We start from the raw sequence: 12121 nt of genomic DNA on the forward strand, positions 1-12121 counted from the left end.
AGATAAATAAAAGCAATATGGAAATCAGAATCAATAGTCTCGATACCATTCACGAGGCTGCAAAGGACTTTATTAAGGGAATGGGAGACGGTAAGGTGTTTGCCTTCTATGGTAAGATGGGAGCTGGAAAGACCACCTTTATCAAAGCACTTTGCGAAGTTCTCGGGGTGAAGGATGTGATTACTTCCCCTACATTCGCCATCATCAACGAGTATACAGACGGCAACGACAACCCTATCTATCACTTCGATTTCTATCGAATAAAGAAGTTGGAGGAGGTTTACGACATGGGTTATGAGGATTACTTCTATAGTGGTAACCTCTGTCTACTCGAATGGCCGGAGCTCGTTGAGGACGTTCTTCCAGAGAACGTCATCAAAGTTACGATCGAAGAACAGCCTGATGGCAGCCGCCTCTTGACGTATTAAGGTAACGAAACAACGCCCTTCTGAAATTGAATCTAACGGCAGGAAACCTCCCCAAGCCCGTTAAAAGGAGAGGGTGTAACCTACGGGACTATTTAAAGAAAGGCTTTCTTCAATGCGAAGGGAGTGCTTCTTCGCATCAAAGAGAGCCTCTTCTCATATCAAGGAGAGGCTCTCTTTAGTTTTACCTAACAATCTACATCTATGAAAATCAATGACACAGAGTAGGGGCAGACACCCTCGTCTGTCCGTCCAAAACACAAGCAATAAGAGCTTCCCCAAGCCCCTCAAAGGAGGGGATGTCGCCTAACGGGATGTCATGAAAGGATAAATGGGCGGACAGACGAGGGCGTCTGTCCCTACTTCTGACAATTATTTCGATTCGAAGAGCTAACAAGTAAACATGCAAATTCGCTGTTTGTTCTGTAGTAAACGGCACTATCTACTCCCCACTCTATGTGAGAGAAGGAGAGAGGAAACTTACATTTCCCCTTGAAGAAAACTGGAAGAGGTTCCTATATGCAGTCATTCCAGACCTCTCCAAATGCTTTGGAAAACTATTACAAAGCACTTGGAGAACCATTACAAAAGACTTGTAATCTTCTGGAATACCTTTCGAACGTCCTCAAAATCCCACTAAAAAAGCCATATTAAACAGTCTTTTAACGACTGCCTAATATGGCTTTCAACCATTATTAATCTATCAACTGACTGCTTACAGCAGTGCTTTGAACTTCTCATCAAGCACTGCTTTTGATGCAGCACCAACGAACTTATCTACTAACTCACCGTTCTTGAAGAATAGAATCGTTGGTATGTTGCGTACTCCGAAGTCGATTGCAACATCATCATTCTCTTCAACATCACACTTGCCAACAACGATCTTTCCATCGTATTCCTCTGCTAATTCAGAGATGATTGGACCGACCATCTTGCAAGGTCCACACCATGTTGCCCATAGGTCAACTACCAATGGTAAGTCACCATTCTTATAAGTCTCTAAGTTCTCACTAGTAATTTTTACTTCCATGTCTTTACTTTTTTATAATTATACTGATTGTTATTAAATTAATATCTCACGCTTATGTTATATCAAAGTGTATGCCACCTTTATATATAACTAATTGATGTGGAACTCCATCTTGTCACTGGCAGTGATAAAGTCTATCAACTTTCGGTCTACATTGACTGTCTTATTGCGACTCTGAAGAGTGACAATAGTGTTCTCTAAGGTGCGTAACTGGATAAACAGCTGTGTATTGCCTTGGTGCTCATCTATCACCGTTGACAACTCTGATACGAGTTCGTCATCTAAAGATGAGGCATCCATTGAGATGGTAAACCGCTGTAACTTATGCTCTTTAACATCATAGAGTTGCTCCACATTCTGCACTTTCAGCTCCAGTAATGACGGGTTATTGCGATAACGGGGTTGGCACTTAGCAGTTATATATATGGTGTAATTCACCTTTAGAAGATTGTTCCAGCGTGCCCAATCATCACCGAAGAGTGCTAACTCACCCGTTCCCTCGAAGTCTTCTATTGTAACGAAACCAAAGGGCTTACCCGTCTTCTGTGAGAAACGCTCATTCACTGACGTGACGATACCACCGAATGTTACCTCATCAGTTTGGGATAGTTTCGTCATATCAGCATTGCGTCCTATCATCGAACAATGCGTGTTACACATGTTGTTCAGTACGACGCTATACTCATCCAATGGGTGGGCTGACAAATAGACACCCACTAACTCGCGTTCTTTGTTAAGCTTTTCTATCGTCGGCCACTTCTCTGTCTTCGGTGCAACGGGGTGCATAACTGCGACAGCATCCATACCTCCAAAGAGGGAGTTCTGTTGCTCTGCTTTCTCTGTCTGGAATAACTGTCCGTAACGAACGATAATATCAAGAAAGACGCTATCTCTGCCTGATACACCGAAGAACTGCTCTCTCTGCAAGCCGAAACTATCAAAGCCACCACTATAAGCGAGGCTTTCGAATGCCTTACGATTCACATTGCTAAGGTCGACACGTTCGGCAAAGTCGTATATATCTTTATATGGTCCATTCTTCTCCCGTTCGCTTACAATACTCTCAGCAGCACTTGTTCCCATACCCTTGATAGCAGCTAGACCGAATCGAATCTCACCTTTCTTATTTACACCAAAGCCTATCTGGCTCTCGTTGATATCAGGTCCGAGCGTTGCTATCTTCAATGCTTTACATTCTTCCATGAGCTTGGTTATCTCGGTAATCTGGCTGAAACGGCGGGTCATTAAGGCTGCCATATATTCGGCGGGATAGTGTGCCTTGAGGTAAGCCGTTTGATAAGCTACCCAGGAATAGCACGTGGCATGCGACTTATTGAAGGCGTAACTGGCAAACTTCTCCCAGTCACTCCATATCTTCTCCAGTATCTGCGGATCGTGCCCATTAGCCTGTCCTTGCTTGATAAACTTCGGTTTCATCTGGTCAACGATAGCCTTCTTTTTCTTACCCATTGCCTTTCGTAAGGCATCACTCTCACCTCGGGTGAAGCTCGCCAACTGGCGACTTAGGAGCATCACTTGCTCTTGATAGACTGTAATCCCGTATGTATCTTTGAGGTACTTCTCCATACATGGGATGTCATACTTTACTAGCGAAGGATCGTTCTTACGCTTAATAAAATCGGGAATATAGTCCATTGGACCTGGACGATACAGTGCATTCATGGCGATCAAGTCCTCAAAGACTGTTGGATGAAGCTCTCGGAGGTACTTCTGCATACCGGCTGACTCGAACTGAAAAGTACCTATCGTTTGCCCCTTCTGATATAACTGGTAGGTCAGTTCATCATCTATCGGAATGTTGTCAAGATCGATGATGTCACCTGTTGTCTGTCGAATAACTTTACATGCTTCCTTTAACTCTGACAAGGTCTTCAGACCGAGGAAGTCCATCTTGATTAAGCCTGTTGCCTCAATGACATGACCGTCATACTGCGTTACAGGAACTTTCTTCTCGGGGAAGTCCGGATCGGTCGCTGTGGATACAGGAACCCAATCATCAATAGGGTTACGACAGATGATGAAGCCACAAGCATGTATCCCCGTATTACGCACAGTACCCTCAAGCATCCTCGCATACTTTATAGTGTTTCGCTCTCGGATATCCTCACTTACCTCTGCATCTTGCAGTTGCGGGGTACACTTGATGGCGTTTGCTAGATTCATCTTCATGCCATCTGGCAAACGATCCGGTATCGCTTTACACAGCTCATTAGCGATTGCAATAGGTAATTTCTCTACACGGGCAACATCCTTAATAGAGTTCTTTGTTGCCATTGTACCATAGGTGATGATGTGCGCGCAATTCTCATGTCCATACTTATCCATGACCCATTGCAATACACGACCACGACCGTCATCATCGAAGTCGGTATCAATATCAGGAAGATTCACACGATCCGGATTAAGGAAGCGTTCGAACAGTAAGTCGTACTTAAGCGGGTCTATCTTCGTAATTCCTAGGCAATAAGCCACGACTGAACCTGCTGCTGAACCACGACCAGGTCCTACCATGACCCCTAACTCTTGGCGAGCTGCATTGATAAAGTCCTGTACTATAAGGAAATAACCAGGGAAACCCATGGTCTTCATGACGTGTAACTCGAACCTAATATGACTCTTCACCTCATCTGAAAGAGGGTCACCATATAGCTTCTTAGCACCATCGTAGGCTAGTTTAGCTAGATAGTCGGCTTCGAACTTGATACGATATATCTTCTCATAACCACCTAATCGCTCTATAACCTTTTGTCCTTCCTCAGGGGAAAGAGGGTTCTCACCATTCTCATCTGTGGTGAACTCCTTGTATAAATCTTCCTCCGTGAACTTCTTCTCCCACTCTTCTTCTGTACCAAAAGACTCTGGGATGGGGAAGAAAGGCATGATAGGACCATGGTCAATACTATAGATCTCAACCTTATCAAGCACCTCCAGTGTATTAGTCAATGCTTCTGGAATATCCGAAAAGACGTCGTTCATCTCCTGACGAGACTTGAACCATTCTTGCTTGGAATAGCGCATGCGCTTCGGATCGTCCAAGTCTTCATTCGTTGCAAGGCATAGTAAGTGATCGTGTGCCTCGGCTGTCTCCTTATCTTCAAAGTGACAGTCGTTCGTACAAACCACCTTAATTCCATATTCCTTAGCGAACTGCAACAATACTTTATTAGCCTTTTGCTGCAAGGGAAAAGCCTCTCGATTGGCAAGGATAGTAGGGTCTTTCACCTCATGACGTTGCAACTCTAGATAGAAGTCATCGCCGAATACACGATGATACCACTCACAGGCTTCACGCGCACCATCAATATCTCCATGTATAATCTTACTTGGTATCTCACCAGCAATACATGCCGAACATACGATTAAGTCCTCATGATACTTCTCCAACTCGGCTCGATCCGTTCGAGGACGATAGTAGTAGCCATCCACCCAAGCGTGAGAAACGAGCTTAATAAGGTTCTTGTAGCCGTTATAGTTCTTTGCTAAGACGATAAGATGGTATCCAGAGTTATCGTGCATGGACTTATCTTTATCGTGCATAGTGCGTCGGGCAACATACATCTCACATCCGAAGATAGGTTTGAAAGGCTCTTCACCATTCTTCTTACGCTCCTTATTGACCTTAGCGCAGTAGTCCGAAAACTCTTTGATACCGAACATCACGCCATGATCAGTTATCGCCATACCCTTCATTCCATCAGCGATTGCCTTATCAACAAGCCTTGTTACCTTTGATTGACCATCTAGAATGGAGTAATTAGTATGCACATGTAAATGTATGTAATCTTCCATTAAGCTACGAATTTTGAGCTGTAAAGTTACGACGAAAAGCCCATATAGCCAAAAGAATGATAATGAAAATTTGTAGAAACGACCAAAAAGAAGTACCTTTGCAAGCGTTACAAAACGTCGATTTAACGACCATGGGGAAAATTAAAAAGAAGCTAAAGAAGATAAGAATACATCGCGAAGGTACAGACACGCTGCTCTACAGCGGTATATGTTTAGCCCTTATCGCGTTAATTCTATGGTTTGCAATTCCGTCAAAGATACCCTTTTGGATCTTTGCAGTAGTCTTCGGTACAGTCTACGGAATTGTTTTAAACTTCTACAGATGCCCTATCCGCTATTTTGGCAGCGAGGAGACCGAAGGCATAGTAGTTGCTCCTGCGGATGGACACATCGTAGTTATAGAAGAAGTAGACGAAAACACCTACTTCCATGAACGCCGTTTAATGATCTCAATATTCATGAGTTTATGGAATGTACACGCCAACTGGTTCCCTGTAGATGGCGTAGTTAAATCAGTACAACACTTTGATGGCAACTTTCACAAGGCTTGGCTTCCTAAAGCAAGTGAGGAGAATGAGCATGCCGATACCATTATCACTACTCCTGATGGCACTGATGTGTTATGCAGGCAGATTGCTGGTGCTATGGCACGACGCATTGTGACTTATGCTAAGGAGGGTGAGGAATGTTATATTGATGAGCACCTTGGCTTCATCAAGTTGGGTAGTCGTGTTGATATCTTCCTCCCTGTAGGCTCTGAAGTATGCGTTAAAATGGGACAGGCAACAACTGGCGACCAAACAGTTATCGCTAAGTTGAAGCCTAAGAAATAAACGGGTAATAATGAAGAAACATATTCCTAACAGCATAACATGCTGTAACTTGGTTTCAGGTTGCATCGCAACGGCATTTGCTTTCACTGGTGAAGCGAAGATTGCGTTGCTTTGGATTATTATTGGAGCAGTCTTCGACTTCTTCGATGGCATGACTGCTCGCCTCTTACATGTCAGTTCTCCAATTGGTAAAGAACTTGATTCTCTTGCGGATGACATCACCTTTGGCGTAGCTCCCTCTACTATTATCTTTACTCAACTACAGCTGATGAGCTATCCAGAGTTCCTCGAGCCTCTACGTCCCTACCTCCCTTTCGTGGCTTACATCATGGCTGCTTTCTCTGCATTGCGCCTTGCTAAGTTCAATCTCGATGAGCGTCAAGCACTCGGATTCATAGGTTTGCCAACGCCTGCCAACGCCCTCTTCTGGGGCTCATTATTGGTTGGTATCGGAGAACAGATGTATTATCGCCCTTGGACACTATACCTAATTCTGATTGGAATATTGGTTAGTTCGTGGCTACTTGTATCTGAGATACCAATGTTCGCACTAAAGTTTAAGCATTGGGGATGGAAAGGTAACGAGGTAAAATACATCTTCTTACTCACTTGTATTCCTCTTTTAGCAATCTTCGGCATTACCGCCTTTGCCATCATCGTTGCTTGGTACGTTGTGTTATCAGCGATAGTTAAGCAACAGGCAAGTAAGTAATAATACAAAGGAACACTATGATAGAAGATTTTCTGAAGTTTGCTTTCCTCATATTTGTATTCTTCCTCATCATGATAGGATGGGTTGCTTATGCTTTCTATAAGCAACTGACACGTGCCCGGAAGCAATTTAATCCATACAGACAACAGCAGAGGACACAATCGAACGAGCCTACGATTACAGATAATAGACCCTTAGAGGAACGCAATAAACAGGTTATCCCTGATAGTGAAGGCGAATATGTAGACTTCACGGAAGTAGAGGATGGCCAACAAGAATGAACCCATAGTATTAAAGTTGATAAATATGTTTGAGAGTATATCAAGGTTCCCACGAACCAACGATATACTCTATTTATTTGTACAAAGGTGTCATCACTCTTTGAAGCGACTTCCTGTTCCATTTAAAGAAAGGCTTCCTTTGCTATAAAGAAAGCCTCTCTTCGTATCAAGGAAACGCCTTTCTTCCACAAAGAAGAGCGTCTCTTGAAATCCACCCAACCTCTCCCAAGGAGAGAAGTGTTGTCTTATACCATTGATTACTTACCTACTTTATAATTCTCAAGCCCCTTATCAAGGAAGTCAAGATAGGCTTTCACGTCCTCTTTGAAGCTGAAGCTACCATTGAGCGGCTTACCGGCATTATCCAAAGGAACATAGAAAGGCTGTGCGAGATAACCGAACTTCGTTTCTTCAAGATAGCTCCACTTATCGCCCACTGTGCGCAGAGTGCGAGTAGAACCATCAGGACGTTTCACCTCTACAGGCTGTTTCAACGGAGTCTTATCATCTACATAAAGCGAGATAAGAACATAGTCTTTCATGAGCTTATCAGCTACACGAGAGTCGGTCCATACCGAAGCCTCCATCTTACGACAGTTAACACATCCGAAGCCCGTAAAGTCTATTAAGACTGGTTTCCCTGCTGCTGCGGCTGCACGCATGCCCTCTTCATAATCGGTATATTGGGCATGTACGGTTTGTGGAGCTAGATTGAAATCCTGCGTATTAATAGGTGGTGCGAAGGCACTAACCGCCTTACAAGGTGCGCCCCAAAGCCCCGGAACCATATAAATAGCAAATGCCAATGAGCAAAGACCTAGCATAATGGCTGGTACAGGCATTGCTTTCTGCTCCGAATCATCGTGCGGGAACTTGAGTTTTCCTATGAGATAGAGACCGAGCAAACCAAAGAGTGCAATCCAAATAGATAGGAATGTCTCACGATCTAGAATGTGCCATCCGTATGCGAGATCGGCTACTGATAGGAACTTCAGCGAAAATGCCAATTCAATGAAGCCTAACACAACCTTAATCATATTCATCCATGAACCTGACTTAGGTGCTTGCTTCAACCAAGATGGGAAGAGGGCGAAGAGCGTGAAAGGCAAGGCTAACGCCAAGGCGAAGCCGAACATGCCTACTGCTGGGGCTACCCAGTCGCCGCTTGTGGCTGCCTGAACAAGCAAAAGTCCCACTACGGGTGCTGTACAAGAGAAGCTAACCAGTGACAAGGTGAACGCCATAAGGAAGATTGAAAGCAATCCCGTGGTCGCTGCCGCTTTGTTATCTACAGCATTGCCCCACGATGATGGCAATCGGAGTTCGAACCATCCAAAGAAACTAAAGGCGAATACTAACAGCAGAAGGAAGAAGAAGATATTGAACGGGGCATTGGTTGCTAGCTCATTCAACTTCTGTGGTCCGAATGCAGCTGTTACGATTGACGCTAACCCGAGATAGATTACTATGATTGAGATACCGTATGTTATGGCATCACGAATACCCTTCTTGCGGTCGTCCTTCGCACGCTTTAGGAAGAAACTAACGGTCATTGGTATGATTGGCCACACGCAGGGGGTGAGCAGAGCGACGAGTCCTCCAATAATACCCATGAAGAAGATGTACCAAAGAGAGTTGCTCTTGTTATTTTGTGCATTGTTGAATGCCGCCAACTCCTTTACTACAGGCGTCCACAGATCAGCGTTTGGCGTACTCTGAACAGCCGTTTGAGCCGTTGCAGTAGTTGAGTCTGTCTTAGCCGTGGTAGCCTCTTTTGCCGTGTCAGCGGTCATTGCAGCCAGTGCAGATAAACCATCAGCTGCTACCGGAGTAGCAGCTGACGCAGTATTATCGGTGGTAGTTGATGCGCTTGCTGGCGTCGCAGCGGGAGCTTCAGCAGGGCCGTTCCCCTTAAAGTTGAACTCCACTTGCATTGGAGGCATACACATCTCATCGTTACAAGTACCATACTCTAAGTAACCTTTGATCGCGTATGTCTTTGCTGTGATCTTATAACGTTGAACAAAGCTAACACTATTCTCGAAATAGCGGAGCTTCATCTCGAATGCTTTATCAAAGACATTCAATTCCTTTCCACGTGCTGTTAGTTTACCAACAGGCGTTACGCCCTCTGCTTTCTCTACATGCAAAGTGGTAGAAGTAGGTCCATCTGCAGGTAAGTTAGTCGAATAGACGTGCCATCCCTGATCGATCTTAGCAGAGAAGATAAGGTCTACCTCTGTTGGAGACACTTGTTTCTGTTGCACAGTAAAGTGTGCTGGCTTCTGTTGTGCGAAAGCTGTTAAGCTAACGAACAACATGAAGATAAATAGTAATGTATTTCTCTTGTTCATTGATTTGTACGATTAAAAAAACGCTTGCAAAGGTAAATAAATAATTCTATATATCGTTGAATTGATTACAGATTATAGGTATATGACATCAAAAATATCAACCAGTAAGAGTGTCAAAAGTAACTTACAGAAACTTTAGACACTCTTATCTTTATCAAAATCATCACATTATCATAATATTAGGTATGGGTTAATTGTGAACCAATGTACCTATATCTTCGCCGTCCATCACCTTCTTGAGGTTTCCAACAACATCCATATTGAAGACGTAAATAGGTAGGTCATTCTCCTTACACATCGTTGTTGCTGTAAGATCCATAACCTTCAAGCCCTTGTTGTAAATCTCATCATAGGTGATTTCAGAGTACTTCTGCGCTGTTGGGTCTTTCTCCGGATCAGCAGTGTAAACGCCATCTACGCGTGTACCCTTTAGCATTACGTCGGCTTCTATCTCGATACCACGGAGGCTAGAACCCGTATCAGTTGTGAAGTAAGGGCAGCCTGTTCCGGCAGAGAAAATACATACATAGCCAGCTTCCATAGCCTCAATAGCCTTCCACTTACTATAGAACTCACCTATTGGCTCCATACGAATTGCGGTCAAGACTTTGGCTTTTGCGCCGATTGCCTCAAGTGCTGAAGAGAGCGCGAGAGAGTTAATTACAGTGGCACACATACCCATCTGGTCTCCTTTCACACGATCGAAACCTTTCTGGCTACCGCTTAATCCACGGAAGATATTACCTCCACCGATGACGATACCTATCTGCACGCCCATGTCATGCACCTCTTTTATCTGCTTCGCATAGTCACTTAAGCGTTCTGGATCTATGCCGAATCCTTGCTTACCCATAAGACTCTCGCCCGAGAGCTTCAATAATATACGTTTGAATCTTGCCATTCTTTATCTTAATTAAACAATAAATTCTACTTCTTTAAACTGGTATTCACGAATCATTCCACTACGGTCTCTTAGGATGAGATGCCCATCGTCTTCTACCTCAACGATAGCTCCTTCAAACTCGCCATCTGTGTCGCGGTATTGATGAAAGCCTCCCTTACGGTACAGAGCATCGTGATACATTGCACTAATATCATTGTATCCGCCTAATTCTAACAGGTGGTAACACTCTTGGAACTTAGCGATTATCTGCTTGAGGAGTTCTTCCTTATCTACTTCATGCCCTAAGATCTGGCAGAGAGAGACGGGGTTAGGAGCATCACTAACGAATGTGGATTGGTTAACATTGAGCCCTACACCAAAGATGCAATCCTTTATATGTCCGCCACTAAGTTTGGTCTCAATCAGAGTTCCACTCAGTTTCTTATCCTTCCAATAGATGTCATTCGGCCACTTGAGGCGTATGTCATCCGCAACATAGCTTGTCAAGGCTTCCTTCAAAGCTAAGGCTCCTGCCTCAGAGAGCAAGAATTGACTGCGAACTGGCAGCATTATAGGATGCACAAGGATGGAGAATAATAGGTTCTTACCGCTTTCGCTCTCCCAAGTATTAGTCCCTTGTCCACGTCCGGAGGTCTGATGTTCAGCTACCACAACAGTCATTAGCTCGTCTTCCGCAGGTGTATAGTTACGTAAGAAATTGTTTGTACTATCCACTTCAGGTAATCGAATGACCTTTACTTCTTGCTTCTTTTCTACGACTGAAGGCTTGAAAAGACCTAATACTGCATCTATAATTTTCATGAATGATAGCTATCTATTATATAAAAGGTAGAAAGGCATCCTTCACATGGCGTACTTCGTGCTTATCATCAGGGCATCCAACGATGGTGATAATATCGAATCGTATCTCCAAACTTATATTATATCTCTTGACGTAAGCATTAGCTGCAAGAGACAAGGAGCGCACCTTCTGTGGTGTTACAGCTGCATCGGCATTAACAAAGCGTTCGTCCTTTCGTGTCTTCACTTCCACTATCACCAACGCTCCAGCGTCCATTGCAACAATATCCAAGTCACGGTGTTGATACATCCAATTACGATGTAAGATGGTATAACCTTGCTGTTGAAGATAGTTAGCAGCAACTTCTTCGCCCCATTTACCTATATCATTATGGTATGCCATGCGCCTTTCTCACATTATTATTCGCCCCACAAAGATAGGACAAAGTTTTGTATAATCAAAATAAAACACGTATTTTTGTGGCATGAGTACTGATGAGCAAATAAAGAAAGACATGTATTTTATGCAGCGTGCAATCGATGAAGCGAAGGCTGCATACCGTGAAGGTGAGATTCCAATAGGTGCTGTCGTAGTATGTCGAGATCGTATCATAGCTCGTGCCCACAATCTCACTGAAACCTTGAACGACGTTACTGCCCATGCAGAAATGCAAGCCATCACGATTGCGGAGAGCGAGTTAGGGGGCAAGTACTTACAAGATTGCACGCTATATGTTACTGTTGAACCTTGTATCATGTGTGCAGGAGCAATCGGATGGGCGCAACTTCACCGCATTGTATATGGATGCCCTGACATAAAGCGAGGCTATCATGAATATGCTCCTAAGGCTTTCCACCCTAAAGCAAACGTAACCTCTGGCGTCCTAGAGGAGGAGTGTAAGGCTCTTATGCAACGTTTCTTCCAAGAGAGAAGATAGCCTTTCATGATAAAAACCTTAATAATCAATGTCACCTTTTACACCTAACTCTCG

11 protein-coding genes are annotated in these 12121 nt (G+C 43.9%); 5 read left to right on the forward strand and 6 right to left on the reverse strand.

Going from position 1 to position 12121, the window contains the following annotated elements; genetic code table 11:
• Positions 1 to 17: 17 nt before the first annotated feature.
• Positions 18 to 428, forward strand: a complete 411-nt coding sequence (tsaE, locus tag J5A55_RS06165) for a tRNA (adenosine(37)-N6)-threonylcarbamoyltransferase complex ATPase subunit type 1 TsaE (protein ID WP_004383803.1) — start codon at positions 18 to 20, stop codon at positions 426 to 428.
• Between the two features lie 712 nt (positions 429 to 1140).
• Here tsaE and trxA read toward each other — a convergent pair.
• Both trxA and dnaE read right to left on the reverse strand, forming a co-directional pair.
• Positions 1141 to 1455: a thioredoxin gene (gene trxA / locus J5A55_RS06170; RefSeq protein WP_004383800.1), complete on the reverse strand. Its 315-nt coding sequence runs from the start codon at positions 1453 to 1455 to the stop codon at positions 1141 to 1143.
• A gap of 90 nt (positions 1456 to 1545) precedes the next feature.
• Positions 1546 to 5265 (reverse strand): DNA polymerase III subunit alpha, encoded by a 3720-nt coding sequence (gene dnaE / locus J5A55_RS06175; protein ID WP_004383799.1) that lies wholly within the window; start codon positions 5263 to 5265, stop codon positions 1546 to 1548.
• Positions 5266 to 5396: 131 nt separating this feature from the next.
• On the opposite strand from dnaE, the gene J5A55_RS06180 reads away from it, so the two are divergent.
• Genes J5A55_RS06180 through J5A55_RS06190 form a run of 3 tightly spaced genes read left to right on the forward strand, consistent with a single transcriptional unit; the run spans position 5397 to position 7091 of the window.
• A complete protein-coding gene (locus J5A55_RS06180; protein WP_039851452.1) occupies positions 5397 to 6098 on the forward strand; it encodes a phosphatidylserine decarboxylase family protein in 702 nt (233 codons plus the stop codon).
• A 10-nt stretch (positions 6099 to 6108) separates the two neighbouring features.
• Positions 6109 to 6810: a CDP-alcohol phosphatidyltransferase family protein gene (locus J5A55_RS06185; RefSeq protein WP_004383797.1), complete on the forward strand. Its 702-nt coding sequence runs from the start codon at positions 6109 to 6111 to the stop codon at positions 6808 to 6810.
• Between the two features lie 17 nt (positions 6811 to 6827).
• Positions 6828 to 7091, forward strand: a complete 264-nt coding sequence (locus tag J5A55_RS06190) for a hypothetical protein (RefSeq protein WP_004383796.1) — start codon at positions 6828 to 6830, stop codon at positions 7089 to 7091.
• A 257-nt stretch (positions 7092 to 7348) separates the two neighbouring features.
• On the opposite strand, the gene J5A55_RS06195 is transcribed toward J5A55_RS06190, so the two are convergent.
• From J5A55_RS06195 to J5A55_RS06210, 4 genes are all read right to left on the reverse strand, one after another.
• Positions 7349 to 9445, reverse strand: a complete 2097-nt coding sequence (locus J5A55_RS06195; protein WP_004383794.1) for a protein-disulfide reductase DsbD family protein — start codon at positions 9443 to 9445, stop codon at positions 7349 to 7351.
• A 190-nt stretch (positions 9446 to 9635) separates the two neighbouring features.
• Positions 9636 to 10346, reverse strand: a complete 711-nt coding sequence (gene pyrH / locus J5A55_RS06200; protein WP_004383793.1) for a UMP kinase — start codon at positions 10344 to 10346, stop codon at positions 9636 to 9638.
• A 12-nt stretch (positions 10347 to 10358) separates the two neighbouring features.
• A complete protein-coding gene (locus J5A55_RS06205; protein ID WP_004383792.1) occupies positions 10359 to 11150 on the reverse strand; it encodes a biotin--[acetyl-CoA-carboxylase] ligase in 792 nt (263 codons plus the stop codon).
• Positions 11151 to 11166: 16 nt separating this feature from the next.
• Positions 11167 to 11532 (reverse strand): YraN family protein, encoded by a 366-nt coding sequence (locus tag J5A55_RS06210; RefSeq protein ID WP_004383791.1) that lies wholly within the window; start codon positions 11530 to 11532, stop codon positions 11167 to 11169.
• An 82-nt stretch (positions 11533 to 11614) separates the two neighbouring features.
• On the opposite strand from J5A55_RS06210, the gene J5A55_RS06215 reads away from it, so the two are divergent.
• The gene (locus tag J5A55_RS06215; protein ID WP_004383790.1) at positions 11615 to 12067 is read left to right on the forward strand and encodes a nucleoside deaminase; all 453 of its coding nucleotides are present in this window, start codon (positions 11615 to 11617) and stop codon (positions 12065 to 12067) included.
• Positions 12068 to 12121 lie beyond the last annotated feature (54 nt).

The sequence above is a fragment of the Prevotella veroralis genome (assembly GCF_018127765.1).
Classification (GTDB): Bacteria; Bacteroidota; Bacteroidia; order Bacteroidales; family Bacteroidaceae; genus Prevotella; species Prevotella veroralis.